The organism is Streptomyces cylindrosporus (assembly GCF_022698165.1).
Lineage (GTDB): Bacteria > Actinomycetota > Actinomycetes > Streptomycetales > Streptomycetaceae > Streptomyces > Streptomyces cylindrosporus.
This window is the reverse complement of the sequence record NZ_JALDAY010000008.1, coordinates 231,129-249,975: the sequence shown is the minus strand read 5'-3', so window position 1 is coordinate 249,975 and position 18,847 is coordinate 231,129. Positions and strand designations below refer to the sequence as shown.

General features: G+C 68.3%; 17 protein-coding genes. 8 read left to right on the top strand and 9 right to left on the bottom strand.

The window, feature by feature from the left end; all coding sequences use genetic code 11:
• Positions 1-12: 12 nt before the first annotated feature.
• The 3 genes from MQP27_RS26825 to MQP27_RS26815 form a co-directional block, all read right to left on the bottom strand.
• The gene (locus MQP27_RS26825) at positions 13-1,275 is read right to left on the bottom strand and encodes an MFS transporter (protein WP_242768382.1); all 1,263 of its coding nucleotides are present in this window, start codon (positions 1,273-1,275) and stop codon (positions 13-15) included.
• Between the two features lie 108 nt (positions 1,276-1,383).
• Positions 1,384-2,466 (bottom strand): inositol-3-phosphate synthase, encoded by a 1,083-nt coding sequence (locus tag MQP27_RS26820; RefSeq protein WP_242768380.1) that lies wholly within the window; start codon positions 2,464-2,466, stop codon positions 1,384-1,386.
• A 44-nt stretch (positions 2,467-2,510) separates the two neighbouring features.
• Positions 2,511-3,194 (bottom strand): PadR family transcriptional regulator, encoded by a 684-nt coding sequence (locus tag MQP27_RS26815; protein ID WP_242768378.1) that lies wholly within the window; start codon positions 3,192-3,194, stop codon positions 2,511-2,513.
• 353 nt (positions 3,195-3,547) lie between these two features.
• Between MQP27_RS26815 and MQP27_RS26810 the strand changes: the two genes are divergently transcribed.
• Together MQP27_RS26810 and MQP27_RS26805 are read left to right on the top strand one after the other, a co-directional pair.
• Positions 3,548-6,223 (top strand): transglycosylase domain-containing protein, encoded by a 2,676-nt coding sequence (locus MQP27_RS26810; RefSeq protein WP_242768376.1) that lies wholly within the window; start codon positions 3,548-3,550, stop codon positions 6,221-6,223.
• A gap of 131 nt (positions 6,224-6,354) precedes the next feature.
• Positions 6,355-7,863 (top strand): glycosyltransferase family 87 protein, encoded by a 1,509-nt coding sequence (locus MQP27_RS26805; protein WP_242768374.1) that lies wholly within the window; start codon positions 6,355-6,357, stop codon positions 7,861-7,863.
• A 128-nt stretch (positions 7,864-7,991) separates the two neighbouring features.
• Here the strand turns inward: MQP27_RS26805 and MQP27_RS26800 are convergent, their stop codons facing one another.
• The 3 genes from MQP27_RS26800 to MQP27_RS26790 all read right to left on the bottom strand — a co-directional run bounded on the left by MQP27_RS26800 (position 7,992) and on the right by MQP27_RS26790 (position 10,713).
• Positions 7,992-9,023, bottom strand: coding sequence for an alanine racemase (locus MQP27_RS26800; protein WP_242768372.1), 1,032 nt, complete (start codon positions 9,021-9,023; stop codon positions 7,992-7,994).
• Positions 9,024-9,097: 74 nt separating this feature from the next.
• Positions 9,098-10,219 (bottom strand): peptidoglycan bridge formation glycyltransferase FemX, encoded by a 1,122-nt coding sequence (femX, locus tag MQP27_RS26795; protein WP_242768370.1) that lies wholly within the window; start codon positions 10,217-10,219, stop codon positions 9,098-9,100.
• A 179-nt stretch (positions 10,220-10,398) separates the two neighbouring features.
• Positions 10,399-10,713, bottom strand: a complete 315-nt coding sequence (locus MQP27_RS26790) for a hypothetical protein (protein WP_242768368.1) — start codon at positions 10,711-10,713, stop codon at positions 10,399-10,401.
• 264 nt (positions 10,714-10,977) lie between these two features.
• Between MQP27_RS26790 and rpsF the strand changes: the two genes are divergently transcribed.
• From rpsF to rplI, 4 genes are all read left to right on the top strand, one after another.
• Positions 10,978-11,268 carry a 30S ribosomal protein S6 gene (gene rpsF, locus MQP27_RS26785; protein ID WP_005482942.1) on the top strand — a complete coding sequence of 97 codons (291 nt, stop codon included), beginning with the start codon at positions 10,978-10,980 and terminating at the stop codon, positions 11,266-11,268.
• 81 nt (positions 11,269-11,349) lie between these two features.
• Positions 11,350-11,943 (top strand): single-stranded DNA-binding protein, encoded by a 594-nt coding sequence (locus MQP27_RS26780; RefSeq protein ID WP_242768366.1) that lies wholly within the window; start codon positions 11,350-11,352, stop codon positions 11,941-11,943.
• A gap of 57 nt (positions 11,944-12,000) precedes the next feature.
• Positions 12,001-12,237, top strand: a complete 237-nt coding sequence (gene rpsR, locus MQP27_RS26775; RefSeq protein WP_003949403.1) for a 30S ribosomal protein S18 — start codon at positions 12,001-12,003, stop codon at positions 12,235-12,237.
• A gap of 18 nt (positions 12,238-12,255) precedes the next feature.
• On the top strand, positions 12,256-12,702 hold the full coding sequence (gene rplI, locus MQP27_RS26770; protein ID WP_142153548.1) for a 50S ribosomal protein L9: 447 nt from the start codon (positions 12,256-12,258) through the stop codon (positions 12,700-12,702).
• A 208-nt stretch (positions 12,703-12,910) separates the two neighbouring features.
• Here the strand turns inward: rplI and MQP27_RS26765 are convergent, their stop codons facing one another.
• Positions 12,911-14,248 (bottom strand): MATE family efflux transporter, encoded by a 1,338-nt coding sequence (locus MQP27_RS26765; protein WP_242768364.1) that lies wholly within the window; start codon positions 14,246-14,248, stop codon positions 12,911-12,913.
• A gap of 458 nt (positions 14,249-14,706) precedes the next feature.
• Here MQP27_RS26765 and dnaB point away from each other — a divergent pair, with 458 nt between their 5' ends.
• Positions 14,707-16,176 (top strand): replicative DNA helicase, encoded by a 1,470-nt coding sequence (gene dnaB, locus MQP27_RS26760; protein WP_242768362.1) that lies wholly within the window; start codon positions 14,707-14,709, stop codon positions 16,174-16,176.
• A gap of 30 nt (positions 16,177-16,206) precedes the next feature.
• Here the strand turns inward: dnaB and MQP27_RS26755 are convergent, their stop codons facing one another.
• Complete coding sequence (locus tag MQP27_RS26755) at positions 16,207-16,773, bottom strand: dihydrofolate reductase family protein (RefSeq protein WP_242768360.1); 567 nt, start codon at positions 16,771-16,773, stop codon at positions 16,207-16,209.
• Between the two features lie 157 nt (positions 16,774-16,930).
• On the opposite strand from MQP27_RS26755, the gene MQP27_RS26750 reads away from it, so the two are divergent.
• Positions 16,931-18,316 carry a serine hydrolase domain-containing protein gene (locus tag MQP27_RS26750; RefSeq protein ID WP_242768358.1) on the top strand — a complete coding sequence of 462 codons (1,386 nt, stop codon included), beginning with the start codon at positions 16,931-16,933 and terminating at the stop codon, positions 18,314-18,316.
• Between the two features lie 53 nt (positions 18,317-18,369).
• On the opposite strand, the gene MQP27_RS26745 is transcribed toward MQP27_RS26750, so the two are convergent.
• The gene (locus MQP27_RS26745) at positions 18,370-18,822 is read right to left on the bottom strand and encodes a GNAT family N-acetyltransferase (protein WP_242768356.1); all 453 of its coding nucleotides are present in this window, start codon (positions 18,820-18,822) and stop codon (positions 18,370-18,372) included.
• Positions 18,823-18,847 lie beyond the last annotated feature (25 nt).

The window sequence follows — 18,847 nt, the reverse complement described above, 5'->3', positions numbered from 1 at the left end:
TTGATGTGACACTTACCGGTGTTCAAAGCGGGCCATAGCCCCAGCAACCGCCCCGTAGACAACGGCGACCGTCACCACCAGCACCACCGAGCGGCCGCCCGGGGGAAGCATCAGGGCGGCCACCGCGGCGGCGCCGACGAAGGCGATGTTGAACAGGACGTCGTAGACGGAGAAGATCCGGCCGCGGAAGCCGTCGTCGACCGAGGACTGCACGAGCGTGTCCGTCGCGATCTTCGCGCCCTGGGTGGTCAGGCCGAGGACGAAGGTCGCGGCGAGCATCGGGCCGACGGCGAACGGGAGGCCCAGAGCGGGCTCCAGGATCGCGGCCGACGCCGCGCACACGACGATCCAGCGGCCCGGCCCGAGCCGGCCCGCCGCCCAGGGCGTCACCACGGCCGCCGCGAAGAAGCCGGCCGCGGACGTGCCCAAGGCCAGCCCCAGCAGCCGTAGTCCCTCGTCCGTGTCCGAGGAGAAGGAGTACCGGCACAGCATCAGCAGCATGACCAGCAGGGCGCCGTAGCAGAACCGCATCAGGGTCATCGTGAGGAGCGCCCAGGCGGCCTCCCGGCGCGCCGGTGTCGCGAGATGGCGTACCGCCGCGGTCAGGTCGCGGGCGGTGCCGGAGAGCGCGACCGTCAGGCTCGGCCGGACCAACGCGCGGTCGGGGCCCAGCTGTTCGGGCGAGAAGCGCAAGGAGGCGAGTGCCCCGCACAGGTACAGGAACGCGCCCAGCAGCACCACGGCGGCGTCGGAGTCCGCCACCACCAGCCGTACCACGAAGGCAAGTCCGCCGCCCGCGGTCGCGGCGAGCGTACCGGCGGTCGGGGAAAGGGAGTTGGCCATCACGAGTCGCTCGGCGTCGACCACGCGCGGGAGGGCGGCGGACAGGCCGGCGAGGACGAAGCGGTTGACGGCGGTGACGCACAGCGCGGAGACGTAGAACAGCCAGTCCGGGACCTGGGCCAGGATCAGCACGGCCGTGGCGCAGGCCAGCAGGGCACGTAGCAGGTTGCCGTAGAGGAAGACCTGGCGGCGGCGCCAGCGGTCCAGGAGGACACCGGCGAAGGGGCCCACGAGGGAGTACGGGAGCAGCAGGACCGCCATCGCGGAGGCGATCGCGGCGGCCGAGGTCTGCTTCTCGGGCGAGAAGACGACGTAGGCGGCGAGCGCGACCTGGTAGACACCGTCCGCGCCCTGGGAGAGCAGCCGTACGGCGAGCAGGCGTCGGAAGTTCCGGAAGCGGAGCAGGACGCGCAGGTCACGGACGACGGCCATGGGGCACAGCCTCACATACGGAGAGGGTCCCCGGGTCGTGGACCCGGGGACCCTCACAGCCCTGGCAGGAGCGTTGTAGCGAGCTCGAGCGTGCAGCGATGGGTCTCGCTAGCGCTCGACCTCTCCCTTGATGAACTTCTCGACGTTCTCGCGGGCCTCGTCGTCGAAGTACTGGACCGGCGGGGACTTCATGAAGTAGCTCGACGCGGAGAGGATCGGGCCGCCGATGCCGCGGTCCTTGGCGATCTTCGCGGCGCGCAGGGCGTCGATGATGACACCCGCGGAGTTCGGGGAGTCCCAGACCTCGAGCTTGTACTCCAGGTTCAGCGGGACGTCACCGAAGGCGCGGCCCTCGAGGCGCACGTACGCCCACTTGCGGTCGTCGAGCCAGGCGACGTAGTCGGACGGGCCGATGTGGACGTTCTTCTCGCCGAGGTCCCGGTCGGGGATCTGGGAGGTGACGGCCTGCGTCTTGGAGATCTTCTTGGACTCCAGGCGGTCACGCTCGAGCATGTTCTTGAAGTCCATGTTGCCGCCGACGTTCAGCTGCATCGTGCGGTCCAGGATGACGCCTCGGTCCTCGAACAGCTTCGCCATGACGCGGTGCGTGATGGTGGCGCCGACCTGGGACTTGATGTCGTCGCCGACGATCGGGACGCCCGCCGCGGTGAACTTGTCCGCCCACTCCTTGGTGCCGGCGATGAAGACCGGAAGGGCGTTGACGAAGGCGACCTTGGCGTCGATGGCGCACTGGGCGTAGAACTTCGCCGCGTCCTCGGAGCCCACCGGCAGGTAGCAGACGAGGACGTCGACCTGCTTGTCCTTGAGGACCTGGACGACGTCGACCGGCTCCTCGGCGGACTCCTCGATGGTGAGGCGGTAGTACTTGCCGAGGCCGTCGAGGGTGTGGCCACGCTGGACCGTGACACCGGTGTTCGGCACGTCGGCGATCTTGATGGTGTTGTTCTCGGAGGCGCCGATGGCGTCCGCGAGGTCGAGGCCGACCTTCTTCGCGTCGACGTCGAACGCGGCCACGAACTCCACGTCGCCGACGTGGTAGTCACCGAACTGAACGTGCATCAGGCCGGGGACCTTCGACGCCGGGTCGGCGTCCTTGTAGTACTCGACTCCCTGCACCAGCGACGCGGCGCAGTTGCCCACGCCGACGATGGCTACGCGAACCGAACCCATTCCGGTTGCTCCCTGTGTGTACGAGTGAGGCCCTGACTGGGCGCTCACGTGGCGGTGTCGTCGGGCGTATCCGGCCCGGGGGTGTCCCCGGGCCGGGGCAGGACGCCCGGCGCTCCAGATGTGTTGTTCTGCTGAGCGGACCCCCCGGAGGCAGGACCCTTCAGGTCCCGTCCGGCCCGCTCGCTCTCGATGAGCTCGTTCAGCCAGCGCACTTCGCGCTCCACGGACTCCATCCCGTGGCGCTGGAGCTCAAGCGTGTAGTCGTCGAGGCGCTCCCGGGTGCGCGCCAGGGAGGCGCGCATCTTCTCCAGGCGCTCCTCCAGCCGGCTGCGGCGGCCCTCCAGTACGCGCATGCGCACATCGCGCGACGTCTGCCCGAAGAAGGCGAAGCGGGCGGCGAAGTGCTCGTCCTCGTACGCGTCGGGGCCCGTCTGCGAGAGCAGCTCCTCGAAGTGCTCCTTACCTTCCGCCGTCAACCGGTAGACGATCTTGGCGCGACGCCCTGCGAGTGGAGCTGCCAGGGCGTCCTCGGGGGTGTTCCCCGTTTCCTCGATCAACCAGCCGTTGGCGACCAGCGTCTTGAGGCAGGGGTAGAGCGTCCCGTAGCTGAACGCGCGGAACACGCCCAAAGACGTGTTGAGCCGCTTGCGCAGCTCGTAGCCGTGCATCGGGGACTCGCGGAGCAGGCCGAGTACGGCGAACTCGAGGATCCCGGACCTGCGGCTCATCCCCTCGCCTCCTCGCCCTTATCTCGCTCCGATGTATCGACTCGATACATCCAGACGATAGAACGGCCTTCCGGATGCGACAAGTGGGGAGACGGTGAACGGGATCACATCACTTATTCATCCGAGGCAAGTTGCCTGATTTGGGGTGAACTTCGGGGCTCGGAGGGTTTTGACGGTGCGTAGTCTGTGCGCCATGCACACCACCGGGAACCGAGTGACGCAGGGGGGCGTCGTCGTCCTGGGTGCAGTACGGATGAATGCGCGATCGACCACATCCGTACTTCGGGGGGACCGGAAACCAGCCGTCGTCTCCAGGCGCACAGGCGTGCGCCTGCCCGAGGAGTAGTCGTTCGATGAGCGAGCACCGTCGCAAACCGCCGCAGCCGCAGGGAGGCGGACGTGCCGCGGCCCGACGCGGCCAGTCCGGCTCGTCCTCCGGCCGCCGCGCGGCACCGCGAGGCGCCACCGGGTCTCCCTCCGACGCGTACGGGTTGAATTACGGGTCGGCAGGCGAGGAGCCTTCCTACGGTGGCCGCGCCGAGGCCCGTCGCGCGGCCCAGAGAAGTGGGGGCGGCCGGCGCAGAGCGGCCGAACCTGGCCGCGGAGGTCGACGCGGCATGCCCGACGGTCCCACCGGACCCGGGCGAGGCCGAGGACGCGCCGCCGTTCCCGGCAAGAAGCGGATCATCGACTACCCGCGCGCCGGCAAGTACGGCGTGGCGCGCTGGGTGCCGTCGTGGAAGCTGGTGGCGGGCCTCTTCATCGGGTTCTTCGGCAGCATGGTCGCCGTCGCGGGCATCGCGTACGCCATGGTGGGGGTCCCGGACATCGCGAAGACCGCCGAGGCCCAGAACAACGTCTTCTACTGGGCCGACGGCAGCGAGATGGTCGCCACGGGCGGTGAGACGAACCGCCAGATCGTGAACCTCTCGCAGATCCCCAAGGCGATGCAGTACGCGGTCATCTCCCAGGAGAACAAGACCTTCTACACCGACAGCGGCATCGACCCGAAGGGCATCGCCCGCGCCGTGTTCAACATGGCCAGGGGCGGTGAGACCCAGGGCGGCTCCACCATCACCCAGCAGTACGTGAAGAACGCGATGCTGGACGACCAGTCGCAGACGATCTCCCGGAAGTTCAAGGAGATCTTCGTCTCGATCAAGGTGGGCACCACGGTCTCGAAGGACCAGATCATGGCCGGCTACCTGAACTCCGCGTACTACGGACGCGGGGCCTACGGCATCCAGGCGGCCGCGCGCGCGTACTTCAACAAGGACGCCGTCGATCTGAAGCCCGGCGAGTGCGCGTTCCTGGCGGCGATGCTCAAGGGCGCCACGTACTACGACCCCGCGGGCGCGACCTCCCTCGACCCGGCCGCCACTCCGCAGGCCAACAGCAAGCGGGCGCTGGCGCAGATGCAGGACACCCTCGACAAGATGGTCGAGTACGGCCACCTGAGTGCCACGGAGCGGGCCAAGTACACCACCCTCCCCAAGTGGCAGAACCCGCGCTCGAACAACAAGCTGAGCGGCCAGGTCGGCTATCTCGTCGACCTCGCCAAGGCGTACCTGGTCAACAACACCAACATCTCCGCCGACGACCTGCAGAAGGGCGGCTACTCGATCTACACGACCTTCGACAAGAAGAAGGTCAAGGAGCTCGAGACCGCGGTCACGAACGTCCAGAAGGCCAACATCAAGCCCAAGCAGCGCCCGAAGACGGACACCCACGTCCAGTTCGGCGGTGCGTCCGTGGATCCGACGACCGGCGCCATCAAGGCGATCTACGGCGGTGAGGACGCGACCAAGCACTTCACCAACAACGCGGACGTGACCGGCGCCCAGATCGGTTCGACCATGAAGCCGTTCGTGCTCGCGGCGGCCATGCAGTGGGGCGTGCGGGACAAGAGCCTCGGCCCGGAGCAGGCGCAGGACGAGCGCACCCAGGTCTCCCCGAAGAGCCTGTACAGCGGCAAGAACAAGCTCAAGATCAAGGACTACGACGGGACGATCTGGAAGAACGAGAAGGGCCAGGAGTGGCTGCAGACCAACGACGGCAACGAGTCGTACGGCAGTCCTCCCAACTACCAGATCGACCTGCGTGAGGCGATGCGGGAGTCGGTGAACTCGGCCTTCGTGCAGCTCGGCATGGACGTCGGGCTGGACAAGGTGAAGGAAGCGGCGATCGCCGCCGGCCTCAAGAAGGACAGCCTGGCCGGCACCAGCTTCCCGTCCTTCTCGATCGGTATCTCCGACCCGAGCGCGATCCGCATGGCCGGCGCCTACGGCACCTTCGCCTCCAGCGGCAAGCAGCGCGACCCCTTCTCCGTCACCAAGGTGACGAGCAAGGACGGCACGGTCTTCACCCACGAGGACAAGGTCACCCAGGCGTTCACCTCGGCCGTCGCCGACAACGTCACCGACGTGCTCAAGACGGTGGTCGAGAAGGGTACGGGTACCAACGCCCAGCTGCCCGGACGTCAGGTGGCCGGCAAGACCGGTACGACCGACGGCAACAAGTCCGCCTGGTTCGTCGGCTACACCCCGCAGCTGTCGACGTCGATCACGATGTTCCGGTACGACGACGACGAGTCCCAGAAGAACCGCACCTTCCTGGAGATGTACGGAACGGGCGGTCAGGAGAAGATCCACGGTGCCTCGTTCCCGGCCGAGATCTGGCACGACTACATGGCCGAAGCGCTGAAGGGCACGGAGGCGAAGGACTTCCCGACGCCCGAGCCCATCGGCGAGGTCGTCAACGACGTGCCCAGCCCGACGCCGACTCCGACGCCGAGCGAGACGCTGACCAGCCCGACGCCGAGCCCGACGCCCAGCGAGACGCTGACCAGCCCGAGTCCCACGGCGAGCGAGTCCTGCCGGTTCAGCTGGCAGTGCACCGACACCGGCGGCACGGACACGGGCGGGACCGACGGCGGGGTGACCTCTACGCCGACGGCCACCGAGAGCAGCGGCAACGGCAACACCAGAGGCAATGGCAATGGAGGCCTCTTCGGAGGCTCGACCGGCTAAGCGTCAAAGCATCCGGCACAGGTGTTTCACGTGAAACGTCCACATGTTTCACGTGAAACAGGGGCCGCCGCACCTGAGTAGGTGCGGCGGCCCTCGGCGTATTCCTAGACATGTACGGCAGGATGTGCGCCATGCCCAGCGCAGAATCGACGCAAGCGAGCGTGCACGAGCCGGACACCGTGCGGCCGACCAAGGAGGACAAGGTCGCCACGGCCGGCAGCGAGCTGATCGGCGGCCCCCTCGGGCGGCGCGCCCTGCTCGGGACGTCCTGGTGGACTCCCGTCCGGGTCGTCGCGCTCGTCGCGATCGGCATGTTCGCCCTCGGCCTGATCCAGAAGGCGCCCTGCTACAACGGCGCCTGGTTCTTCGGCGCCAGCTCGCAGTACACGAAGGCCTGCTACTCGGACATCCCCCACCTCTACCAGGGCCGTGGTTTCGCCGACGGCCTCGTGCCGTACTTCGACAAGCTCTCCGGCGACATGCCGTACCTCGAATACCCGGTACTCACCGGCGTGTTCATGGAGGTCGCCGCCTGGCTCACACCGGGCAGCGGCAGCATCCAGGACCAGGAGCAGTGGTACTGGATGGTCAACGCCGGGATGCTGATGGCCTGCGCGGCCGTCATCGCGGTCTGTGTGACCCGGACGCACGCCCGCCGGCCCTGGGACGGTCTCCTGGTCGCCCTGGCGCCCGCCTTCGCGCTGACCGCCACCATCAACTGGGACCTGCTGGCAGTCGCGCTGACGGCCGCGGCGATGCTGATGTGGTCCCGTAGCCGCCCCCTCGCCTTCGGCGTCCTCCTGGGGCTCGCCACGGCCGCCAAGCTGTATCCCGTCTTCCTGCTCGGCCCGCTGTTCCTGCTGTGCTGGCGGGCCGGCAAGTGGCGGGACTTCGGCAAGGCGCTGGGGGGCACGGTCGTCGCCTGGATCGTCGTGAACCTGCCCGTGATGCTCTTCGCCTGGGACGGCTGGTCGCAGTTCTACAAGTTCAGCCACGACCGGGGCGTGGACTTCGGCTCGTTCTGGCTGATCATGGCCCAGAACTCGTCCGACCCGCTGACCACCGACACCGTCAACAACCTGGCCACCGCGCTGGTGGTGCTCTGCTGTGTCGGCATCGCGGTACTCACCTTGACCGCTCCCCGCCGCCCGCGCTTCGCCCAGCTCGCGTTCCTGATCGTCGCGGCCTTCATCGTCACCAACAAGGTCTACTCGCCGCAGTACGTCCTGTGGCTGGTCCCGCTGGCCGTTCTGGCCCGGCCCAAGTGGCGGGACTTCCTGATCTGGCAGGCGTGCGAGGTCGCGTACTTCCTGGGTATCTGGATGTACCTCGCGTACACGACCAGCGGCGACGCCCACAAGGGACTGCCGCAGGACGGCTACCACTGGGCGATCGGCGTGCATCTGGTGGGGACGCTCTACCTGTGCGGCGTCATCGTGCGCGACATCCTCATGCCGGAGCGGGATCCGGTGCGCAGCTCCGGGGACGACGACCCCTCAGGAGGCGTGCTGGACGGCGCGGAGGACGTCTTCGTCGTCGGCCCCGCGGCCCATCCCCCGCGGCACGCGGCCTACTTCGAGGGCCAGCAGGTGGAGTGGGGCAGTCGTGGATCGGCGTCCTCCACGGACAGTTCGCTCTGAGCGAACAGAGCGAGCGAGGCCCAGCGAGGCTCACGCAGAAGGCCGTACACGGAGTCCCGTGTACGGCCTTCGCTCTGTCCGCTGCTGCCTTGTGACCCGGACCCGGCCTGGTCGGTCCGCCCGGTGGCTCAGCGGTCGACGATCCGGTCGAACTGCGTGGTGGTGTGCCGCAGATGGGCCACCAGTTCCTCGCCGACCTTCGGCTCGGGCGCGTCCGACGGCACGAACAGGATCGACACCTGCATGTGCGGCGGCTCCGCGAACCAGCGCTGCTTGCCGCCCCAGACGAACGGAGAAAGGTTCCGGTTGACCGTGGCGAGGCCGGCCCGGGCGACGCCCTTGGCGCGCGGCATGACGCCGTGCAGGGCCTTCGGGGCCTCCAGGCCCACCCCGTGCGACGTTCCGCCCGCCACGACCACCAGGAAGCCGTCCGAGGCCGCCTTCTGCTGGCGGTAGCCGAAGCGGTCGCCCTTGGCGACGCGGGTGACGTCCAGGACCGCTCCGCGGTACTCGGTGGCCTCGTGGTCGCCCAGCCACAGCCGGGTGCCGATACGGGCCCGGAACCGGGTCTGCGGGAACTGCTGCTGCAGCCGGTGGAGTTCCTCGGCCTTCAGATGGCTCACGAACATCGTGTGCAGTGGCAGCCGGGCGGCGCGCAGCTGGTCCATCCAGCCGATGACCTCCTCGACGGCGTCCGAGCCGTCCGTGCGGTCCAGCGGCAGGTGGATGGCGAAGCCCTCCAGTCGGACGTTCTCTATGGCGGCGTGCAGCTGGGGCAGGTCCTGGGGGCTGATGCCGTGCCGCTTCATCGAGGACATCACCTCGATGACCACGCGGGCGCCCACGAGGCCGTACACGCCGTCGATGGACGACACGGAGCGGATGACCCGGTCGGGCAGCGGGACGGGCTCCTCGCCGCGCCGGTACGGCGTCAGCACCAGCAGGTCGCCGCCGAAGAAGTCCTTGATGCGCGCGGCCTCGTACGTGGTGCCGACGGCGAGGACGTCGGAGCCCAGCCGCGTGGCCTCCTCGGCCAGCCGCTCGTGCCCGAAGCCGTAGCCGTTGCCCTTGCAGACCGGGACGAGCCCCGGGAACTGGTCCTGCACGTGCTTGTGGTGCGCACGCCAGCGCGCGGTGTCGACGTAGAGCGTGAGCGCCATGGCCGGACCCGGAACCTTTCTCGTGGCTGCGGTGTATCAGAGGTATGGAACCAATTGAAGCGAAGAACGCGACGTCAGCGGCGCGACATGTAGATGTCGAGCGCCTTGTGGAGCAGCTTGTTGAGCGGGAAGTCCCACTCGCCGAGGTACTCGGCGGCCTGGCCGCCCGTGCCGACCTTGAACTGGATCAGGCCGAAGAGGTGGTCGGTCTCGTCCAGCGAGTCGGAGATCCCGCGCAGGTCGTAGACGGTCGCGCCGAGCGCGTAGGCGTCGCGCAGCATCCGCCACTGCATCGCGTTCGAGGGCCGGACCTCACGGCCGATGTTGTCGGAGGCGCCGTAGGAGTACCAGACGTGCCCGCCGACGATCAACATGGTCGCCGCCGACAGGTTCACGCCGTTGTGGCGGGCGAAGTACAGTCGCATGCGGTTGGGGTCCTCGGTGTTGAGGGCCGTCCACATGCGCTGGAAGTACGACAGCGGGCGGGGCCGGAAGTGGTCGCGCACGGCCGTGATCTCGTACAGCCGCTGCCATTCCTCGAGATCCTGGTAGCCGCCCTGGACGACCTCGACGCCGGCCTTCTCGGCCTTCTTGATGTTGCGGCGCCACAGCTGGTTGAAGTTCTTGTGGACCTCTTCCAGGGAGCGGTTGGCCAGCGGCACCTGGAAGACATAGCGGGGCTGCACGTCGCCGAAGCCGGCGCCGCCGTCCTCGCCCTGCTGCCAGCCCATGCGGCGCAGCTTGTCGGCGACCTCGAAGGCGCGCGGCTCGATGAAGTCGGCCTCGATGTCGCGCAGCCGCTTCACATCCGGGTTCTGGATGCCCGCCTTGATGGAGTTCGCCTCCCAGCGGCGGATGATCACCGGCGGGCCCATCTTCACGGAGAAGGCGCCCTGCTGCTTGAGGTGCGCGAGCATCGGTTCCAGCCACTCGGTCAGATTCGGCGCGAACCAGTTGATGACCGGGCCCTCGGGCAGATAGGCCAAGTAGCGCTTGATCTTGGGGAGTTGCCGGTAGAGGACGAGGCCCGCGCCGACCATCTCGCCGGTGCGCTCGTCGAACCAGCCCAGGCTCTCCGAGCGCCACTCCGCCTTGACGTCCGCCCAGGCCGGAACCTGCATGTGGCTCGCCGCCGGCAGGCTCTGGATGTACGCCAGATGCTGCTCGCGGCTGATCGTCCTCAGGGTCAGGCTCATTCGGGGCGCTCCTCGGGCTGGTGTGTCCCCATGGGTACAGGGGCTCCGGCTCTCGCGCCGAAGCCTACTGCGCCTTGCGAGCGCCCCGACTGGGCGTACGGAACCTGCGCCCCGGCTCATGGGCCACCGAGGCGTTCCGCGGTGCTTTGCGTGGAGTTAAGGGGACGGTGTCCCTGGCATCAGCTGATGACCCCGCCGAAGAGGCCGCCGTGCGCCATGCCGAGGAAGAAGCCGACACCCGCGGCGCCGAGACCCAGGATGAGTCCGAAGCGCTCGCGTGTCGTCTCCGAGATCCACTGGCCGTACGCGCCGGTGAGGATCCCCACCAGGCCGGTCCAGGAGCTGAGCAGGTGCAGGTTGTGGAAGAAGCCCGTCACGAATGCCGTCAGACCGAGCACCAGGGTCACCGCGAGCAGTGTGTCCTGGAGCGGGTGGGGCTTTCCGTCCGTGGCGAAGAGGCCTCCGACGGTGTTGGGTCGCAATGCTTGTGCCATGGGGCACCTCCTGCGAAAGGCGGCGCATCGTAGCGCCATACACACCCGATGTGTACAGATTGACGGTCCGCACGGCCGGATTTCAACCGGAAGCCGGTGTGCGGGTACTCTGTACCGTCTGCACCGGTGTCTGCCCAGGCCAGCTCGGGCGAACCGCGAGGTCAGCCCGGATTGTCAGTGGCGGCCGATACCGTTGCGTACGCATCACGACCCTCCTGCCACGGAACGACCGTGGCCGCTGAGTCCAAAGGAGGTGGGTTCCACATGCGTCACTACGAGGTGATGGTCATCCTCGACCCCGATCTGGAGGAGCGCGCTGTCGCCCCCCTGATCGAGAACTTCCTCTCCGTCGTCCGTGAGGGCAACGGCAAGGTCGAGAAGGTCGACACCTGGGGCCGTCGTCGTCTCTCGTACGAGATCAAGAAGAAGCCCGAGGGCATCTACTCGGTCATCGACCTGCAGGCCGAGCCTGCGGTCGTCAAGGAGCTCGACCGCCAGATGAACCTGAACGAGTCGGTCCTCCGGACCAAGGTCCTCCGCCCCGAGACCCACTGAGCTCTCCCGCTCAGCTGATCTCGGGATTCGAGTAGCAGCAACCAAGCAGCCAGAGCAGCAAACCCGCCGAGAGGTTCCCCCATGGCAGGCGAGACCGTCATCACGGTCGTCGGCAATCTTGTCGATGACCCCGAGCTGCGCTTCACCCCCTCCGGTGCGGCGGTCGCGAAGTTCCGTGTCGCGTCCACTCCCCGCACCTTCGACCGTCAGACGAACGAGTGGAAGGACGGCGAGAGCCTGTTCCTGACCTGCTCGGTCTGGCGTCAGGCGGCTGAGAACGTCGCCGAGTCGCTCCAGCGAGGCATGCGCGTCATCGTGCAGGGCCGGCTGAAGCAGCGGTCCTACGAGGACCGTGAGGGTGTCAAGCGCACGGTCTACGAGCTGGACGTCGAGGAAGTGGGCGCCAGCCTGCGGAACGCCACGGCCAAGGTCACCAAGACCGCCGGCGGTGCCGGCCGCGGTGGCCAGGGCGGTTACGGCGGCGGTGGCGGCCAGGGTGGCGGCGGCTGGGGCGGTGGCTCCGGCGGCGGCCAGCAGGGCGGCGGCGGTGCTCCCGCCGACGACCCGTGGGCGACCGGCGCTCCCGCCGGTGGCACCCAGGGCGGTGGCGGCGGCTGGGGTGGAAACTCCGGCGGCGGCGGTGGCGGCGGCTACTCGGACGAGCCCCCCTTCTAGACCTCAGGGTCGAGGGCGGGTCGTACCCAAACTTCTTGATCACACAGGAGAAACACCATGGCGAAGCCGCCTGTGCGCAAGCCGAAGAAGAAGGTCTGCGCTTTCTGCAAGGACAAGGTCACGTACGTGGACTACAAGGACACGAACATGCTGCGGAAGTTCATTTCCGACCGCGGCAAGATCCGTGCCCGCCGCGTGACCGGCAACTGCACGCAGCACCAGCGTGACGTCGCCACGGCCGTCAAGAACAGCCGTGAGATGGCGCTGCTGCCCTACACCTCCACCGCGCGATAAGGGAAGGGTGACCGACACATGAAGATCATCCTCACCCACGAGGTCTCCGGCCTCGGTGCCGCGGGCGACGTCGTCGACGTCAAGGACGGTTACGCTCGCAACTACCTGATCCCGCGGAAGTTCGCTATCCGCTGGACCAAGGGTGGCGAGAAGGACGTCGAGCAGATCCGTCGTGCTCGCAAGATCCACGAGATCCAGACCATCGAGCAGGCCAACCAGGTCAAGGGCCAGCTCGAGGCCGTCAAGGTCCGTCTGGCCGTCCGCTCCGGCGACGCCGGTCGTCTCTTCGGTTCCGTCACCCCGGCCGACATCGCCTCGGCGATCAAGGCTTCCGGTGGCCCCGAGGTCGACAAGCGCCGCATCGAGCTGACCGCTCCGATCAAGACCCTGGGCGCCCACGAGACGTCCGTGCGTCTGCACCCCGAGGTTGCCGCCAAGGTCAACATCGAGGTCGTCGCGGCCTGATCGCTGCGCTCGGCTTGAACAGCTTCGGCTGAACAGCTGAGAAGGGGCCGCACCCCCACGGGTGCGGCCCCTTCTGCGTGCCGAGACGCCGATCGGGTCGACATGTTTCACGTGAAACGGTCAGTCCGGCCGACCGAACGGGTTTGCCGAGCGGACGTGTTTCACGTGAAACCGTCAGTAGAGCGCTCGCGCCAGCGGGTCGCTTCTGTCAGCGGGTCGCTCCCGTCACCAGCCAGCGGCCCGAGCGGGCGCGTAGCCACAGGGTCAGCATCCGTACGGCCATCATCAGCGTCATCGCGGCCCACAGGGCGGTCAGCCCACCGCCCAGCGTGGGAACGAGCAGGGCGACGGGCGCGAAGACCGCGAGCGTGATGAGCATGGCACCCGCCAGGTAGGTCCCGTCACCTGCGCCCATCAGGACGCCATCGAGGACGAAGACGACTCCGCAGATCGGTTGGGAGAGGGCGACGATCACCAAGGCTGGCAGAGCCGCGTCCTTCACCACCGAGTCGCTGGTGAACAAGGGCAGGAACACCGGCCGTGTGATCACGACGAGCACGCCGAGGACGACGCCGACCGCGATGCCCCACTCGACCATCCGCCGGCATGCCTGACGGGCTCCCTGGACGTCACCGGCGCCGAGATAGCGCCCGATGATGGCCTGGCCCGCGATGGCGATGGCGTCGAGGGCGAAGGCGAGCAGGCTCCACAAGGACAGGATGATCTGGTGTGCCGCGATGTCGGCGTCGCCGAGCCGGGCGGCGACGGCTGTCGCGATCATCAGGATCGCGCGCAGCGAGAGCGTCCGGACGAGCAGGGGTACGCCGGTCTGGGCGGAGGCCCTGATCCCGGCGGCGTCGGGGCGGAGGGAGGCCCCGTGCCTGCGGGCTCCCCGGACGACCACCACGAGGTAGACCGCGGCCATGCCGCACTGGGCGATGACGGTGCCCCACGCGGAGCCGGCGATGCCGAGACCGGCGCCGTAGACGAGGCCCAGGTTGAGGGCGGCGTTGGCGATGAAGCCGGCGACGGCGACGTAGAGGGGCGTCTTCGTGTCCTGCAGCCCACGCAGGACGCCGGTCGCGGCGAGGACGACGAGCATGGCCGGGATGCCGAGAGCGGAGATGCGGAGATACGTGGTCGCATACGGGGCCGCGGTGTCGGAGGCGCCGAAGAGGTCCACCAGGGCCGGTGCCGTGGGGAGTACGGCCGTGATGACGGCGGCGCCGAGCAGGAGGGCCAGCCAGATGCCGTCCATGCCTTGGCGGATGGCGGCCTGGAGGTCGCCGGCGCCGACGCGGCGGGCGACGGCCGCGGTGGTGGCGTAGGCGAGGAAGACGAAGACGCTGACCGCTGTCGTGAGGAGGGCCGAGGCGACGCCGAGTCCGGCGAGTTGTGCCGTGCCGAGGTGGCCCACGATCGCGCTGTCGGCCATGACGAAAAGCGGCTCGGCGACGAGCGCGCCGAAGGCCGGGACGGCCAGTGCGACGATCTCTCGATCGTGCTGTCGCCGAGTGGCCCTGGGGGTCGCGGGAGCCTGTGTCATGTGCACCAATCTAATCGTCCACAGGTAAGAGATGCAAAGTATTTGTGACCCTTACCGATTCACTCGGGGTGTGTACTTTGGCGTGGCGTTCGAGGCGATCTTGATCCGACTGGGGAAGTTTTTCTTCTGCACAGCCGGTGGACGGGAAAGGTGCAGGTCAGGGTAGGTGTGATGGAAGTGGCCCGAGCTTGTTCACAGGGCTGTCCACCGTGTCGTGCACAGGTTTTGCGGAGTTCTCCACAGCATCCGGGCCGTCGTCCACATGGCCTGTGGATAACCAGATTGGCTGACGGTGCCCACAGGCCTACCGTGGTCCGGCGCCCACTCCGTCCGCCGGCCGGGAAACCATCACAAAACCGACGCGCCACAAGCGGAGTTGGGCCTCTCATTTGTCAGTGCCGTGCCGTAGAACTGAGGGCATGGCTAGGTCCGCCCTGCGGACGGGAGGAGGTGGCTCGGTGAGCGTTTCCGAGCCCTTGGACGACCCGTGGGCCGACAGCGGGCCCAGTGATCGTCTGCCTGCCTCCCGCCGACGCGGCGACGGGGGCCGGGGTCGCGAGGAGCAGCACGAGCGGGGCCGGGAGAACGGCGAATGGGACGGTGGCGTCGCCTTCGAACGCGTGCCGCCCCAGGATCTCGATGCCGAGCAGTCCGTCCTCGGCGGCATGCTGCTGTCCAAGGATGCCATCGCCGACGTCGTCGAGGTCATCAAGGGCCACGACTTCTACAAGCCGGCACACGAGACGATCTTCCAGGCGATCCTCGACGTCTATGCCAAGGGCGAGCCCGCCGACCCCATCACGATCGGCGCCGAGCTCACCAAGCGCGGCGAGATCAACAAGGTCGGTGGCGCATCGTATCTGCACACCCTTGTCCAGACGGTGCCGACGGCGGCCAACGCCGAGTACTACGCGGAGATCGTGCACGAGCGCGCGGTCCTGCGCCGGCTGGTCGAGGCGGGCACCCGCATCACCCAGATGGGATACGCGGCCGACGACGACGTCGACGAGATCGTCAACCGCGCCCAGGCCGAGATCTACGCGGTCACCGAGCAGCGCACCAGCGAGGACTATCTGCCGCTCGGCGACATCATGGAGGGCGCGCTCGACGAGATCGAGGCGATCGGCTCGCGCAGCGGCGAGATGACCGGTGTGCCCACCGGGTTCACGGACCTCGACTCGCTCACCAACGGGCTGCACCCGGGTCAGATGATCGTCATCGCGGCCCGTCCCGCCATGGGCAAGTCCACGCTCGCGCTGGACTTCGCGAGAGCGGCCTCGATCAAGCACAACCTGCCGAGCGTCATCTTCTCCCTCGAAATGGGCCGCAACGAGATCGCGATGCGCCTGCTGTCCGCCGAGGCCCGCGTCGCCCTGCACCACATGCGCTCCGGGACGATGACGGACGAGGACTGGACCCGGCTGGCGCGCCGGATGCCCGAGGTCTCGTCCGCTCCGCTCTACATCGACGACTCCCCGAACCTGTCGATGATGGAGATCCGCGCCAAGTGCCGCCGCCTGAAGCAGCGCAACGACATCAAGCTCGTGATCATCGACTATCTCCAGCTGATGCAGTCCGGCAAGCGCTCCGAGAGCCGTCAGCAGGAGGTCTCGGACATGTCCCGAAACCTCAAGCTGCTGGCCAAGGAGCTGGAGGTCCCGGTGATCGCGCTCTCGCAGCTCAACCGTGGACCCGAGCAGCGCACCGACAAGAAGCCGCAGGTGTCCGACCTGCGTGAGTCCGGTTCCATCGAGCAGGACGCCGACATGGTCATCCTGCTGCACCGCGAGGACGCCTACGAGAAGGAGTCGCCGCGCGCGGGCGAGGCGGACATCATCGTCGGCAAGCACCGTAACGGCCCGACGGCGACGATCACCGTCGCCTTCCAGGGCCACTACTCGCGGTTCGTGGACATGGCGCAGACCTGAGCCCTGAGACCGGCGCGTGGGTGCTGCTGCTCAGCGCCTCGTCTCGTACCTGGTCAGGAGCACGCCGCCGGGAAGGGTCCGCGTCTCCACCAGGTTCAGGTTCACCCAGCTGTCCAGCGCGGTGAAGAACGGCGTGCCGCCGCCCACCAGGACCGGATGGGTGGCGATCACGTACTCGTCGATCAGTCCGGCGCGCATGGCCGCCCCGGCGAGCGTCGCGCCGCCGATGTTCATCGGGCCGCCGTCCTCGGCTTTGAGACGGGTGATCTCGGCGATCGCGTCGCCGGTGACCAGACGGGTGTTCCAGTCGACCTTGTCGATCGTCGAGGAGAAGACCACCTTCGGCGTGTCCCGCCAGGTCCGCGCGAACTCGATCTCCGCCGGGGTGGCGCCCGGCTGCTGGTCGCCGGTCGGCCAGTAGGAGCTCATCGTCTCCCACAGCTTGCGCCCGTACAGCGTCAGGCCACTCGCCTGCTCGTGGTCGAGCCACCACTGGAACAGCTCTTCGCTCGGCGGTCCGCTCCAGCCGATGTCGTCGCCGACCGCGGCGATGTAGCCGTCCAGGGTCAGGTTCATGCCGTAGATCAGTTTGCGCATGGCTCAGCCTTCCGTCCGCGGGTCTCCGGGATACAGACCAGCGTGGCGCGGGAAACTCATCGGTGCGCGATCCGGGCTCGCCGGTGGTCGTCGCCCTTGCGAGGAGTCGGGCAAATCAGCTCGACGGCCGAGCACCTCACGCGATGCACTTGGGGGCATGACGACATCCCAGGAAGAGTTGCTCGCCGGTACCCGCAGGTCCCTGCTGCACCGGATCGCCTTGGCCCAAGCCGAGGGGCGGGCGCCGTCGCTGGTCGCGGCGGTCGTGCGGGGCGGGGAGGCGGTGTGGCACGGCGCGCGGACCTCCGTGGACGGGCACGGGCCGGACGAGAACGTGCAGTACCGCATCGGCTCGATCACGAAGACCTTCACGGCCGTTCTCGTCATGCGGCTGCGTGACGAGGGTGCGCTCGACCTCGGTGACCCCCTGGAGAAGCATCTGCCGGGCACCGGGGCGGGGGAGGCCACCATCGCCGAACTGCTCGCGCACACCGCCGGGTTGGCCGCCGAGTCACCGGGACCGTGGTGGGAGCGGACACCGGGTGTGCTGCGCCCCGGACTCGGCGACGTTCTCGGCGAGCAGCCCCTGGTGCATCCTGTCGGCCGGAGATTCCACTACTCCAACCCCGGTTTCACCCTGCTCGGCGCGCTGGTCGAGGAGCTGCGGGGGGCCCCTTGGGAGGAGGTTCTTCGGCGGGAAGTGCTCGAACCTCTCGGCCTCCACCGCACGAGCGGACGACCGCGTGCTCCGCACGCGGGCGGCTGGGCCGTGCACCCCTGGGCGGACGTGATGCTGCCGGAGCCCGCGGAGGACCTCGGCCGCATGGCTCCGGCCGGTCAACTCTGGTCGACGACAGGGGACTTGGCGCGCTTCGCGGCCTTCCTGGCCAAGGGGGACGACCGTGTTCTGAGCGCCGAGTCGCTGCTGGAGATGCGGACCCCGGCGGCTCCGCCCGAGGCTCCGGACGTCGCCGCGGGCTATGCGTACGGCCTGGGCATGGAGATCCGGCGCCAGGACGAGCGGCTCCTCGTCGGGCACTCGGGATCCCTGCCGGGTTTCCTCGCCTGCCTCGCCATGAGCGTGGAGGACGACGTCGCGGCCGTGGTCCTCGCCAACTGCACCTCCGGTCCGCTGCTCGGCACCGTGGCCGCCGATCTCGTCCGGATCGTCGCCGAGGCCGAGCCCCGGATTCCCGAGCCGTGGCGGCCGATGCGCGAAGTCGAGCCGGACGTACTGGAGTTGGCCGGCCAGTGGTACTGGGGCACGTACGGTTTCGCTCTGAGACTGACGGCCGACGGGCTCGTCTCGCTGGAGCCGCTGACCGGCAAGGGCCGACGCTCGCGCTTCAGGGCGAACGGCGACGGCACCTGGACCGGACTGGAGGGCTACTACGCCGGAGAGCTCCTGAGGGCCGTACGGCGCCCGGACGGGACCGTGAGCCACCTGGACCTCGGGTCGTTCGTGTTCACGCGTCAGCCGTACGACGAGGAGGCTTCTGTGCCGGGTGGGGTGGACCCGGACGGATGGCGGGGGATCGGCTAGACCCCATCGGCGGGCCCGGCGTGGTGTTTCACGTGAAACACCACGCCTCACCTTCACAGCTGGAGCTTGAAGCCCACATGTGAAGCCGTGAAGCCGAGCCGTTCGTAGAACCGGTGAGCGTCGGTGCGCGTGTTGTCGGAGGTCAGCTGGACCAACTGGCAGCCCTCGCGCCGAGACGCGTCGATCGCCCACTCGATGAGCCGCGTGCCCAGCCCGCTGCCCCGCTCGGCCGCGTGGATACGGACGCCTTCGATGATCGACCGGGTGGAACCCCGTCGCGACAGTCCGGGAACGATCGTCAGCTGAAGTGTGCCGACGACACGGCCCTCGCGGGTGGCGACGATCAGATGCTGGTTCGGGTCGGCCACCAGACGCTCCAGAGCCCTCAGATAGGGCGTCAGATCGTCCGGCGACTCGCGCTGGGCGCCGAGGGGGTCGTCGGCGAGCATCGCGACGATCGCGGGCACATCCTCCGCTGTGGCGGGCCGCATCTCAAGATCTCCCATGCCGGCAACCCTACGCACCGGCCTT

Bases quoted from the DNA above. Each gene is read 5' to 3' on its own strand.
- MQP27_RS26825 (WP_242768382.1), bottom strand. From the start codon at position 1,275: ATGGCCGTCGTCCGTGACCTGCGCGTCCTGCTCCGCTTCCGGAACTTC.
- MQP27_RS26820 (WP_242768380.1), bottom strand. From the start codon at position 2,466: ATGGGTTCGGTTCGCGTAGCCATCGTCGGCGTGGGCAACTGCGCCGCG.
- MQP27_RS26815 (WP_242768378.1), bottom strand. From the start codon at position 3,194: ATGAGCCGCAGGTCCGGGATCCTCGAGTTCGCCGTACTCGGCCTGCTC.
- MQP27_RS26810 (WP_242768376.1), top strand. From the start codon at position 3,548: ATGAGCGAGCACCGTCGCAAACCGCCGCAGCCGCAGGGAGGCGGACGT.
- MQP27_RS26805 (WP_242768374.1), top strand. From the start codon at position 6,355: ATGCCCAGCGCAGAATCGACGCAAGCGAGCGTGCACGAGCCGGACACC.
- MQP27_RS26800 (WP_242768372.1), bottom strand. From the start codon at position 9,023: ATGGCGCTCACGCTCTACGTCGACACCGCGCGCTGGCGTGCGCACCAC.
- femX (WP_242768370.1), bottom strand. From the start codon at position 10,219: ATGAGCCTGACCCTGAGGACGATCAGCCGCGAGCAGCATCTGGCGTAC.
- MQP27_RS26790 (WP_242768368.1), bottom strand. From the start codon at position 10,713: ATGGCACAAGCATTGCGACCCAACACCGTCGGAGGCCTCTTCGCCACG.
- rpsF (WP_005482942.1), top strand. From the start codon at position 10,978: ATGCGTCACTACGAGGTGATGGTCATCCTCGACCCCGATCTGGAGGAG.
- MQP27_RS26780 (WP_242768366.1), top strand. From the start codon at position 11,350: ATGGCAGGCGAGACCGTCATCACGGTCGTCGGCAATCTTGTCGATGAC.
- rpsR (WP_003949403.1), top strand. From the start codon at position 12,001: ATGGCGAAGCCGCCTGTGCGCAAGCCGAAGAAGAAGGTCTGCGCTTTC.
- rplI (WP_142153548.1), top strand. From the start codon at position 12,256: ATGAAGATCATCCTCACCCACGAGGTCTCCGGCCTCGGTGCCGCGGGC.
- MQP27_RS26765 (WP_242768364.1), bottom strand. From the start codon at position 14,248: ATGACACAGGCTCCCGCGACCCCCAGGGCCACTCGGCGACAGCACGAT.
- MQP27_RS26755 (WP_242768360.1), bottom strand. From the start codon at position 16,773: ATGCGCAAACTGATCTACGGCATGAACCTGACCCTGGACGGCTACATC.
- MQP27_RS26750 (WP_242768358.1), top strand. From the start codon at position 16,931: ATGACGACATCCCAGGAAGAGTTGCTCGCCGGTACCCGCAGGTCCCTG.
- MQP27_RS26745 (WP_242768356.1), bottom strand. From the start codon at position 18,822: ATGGGAGATCTTGAGATGCGGCCCGCCACAGCGGAGGATGTGCCCGCG.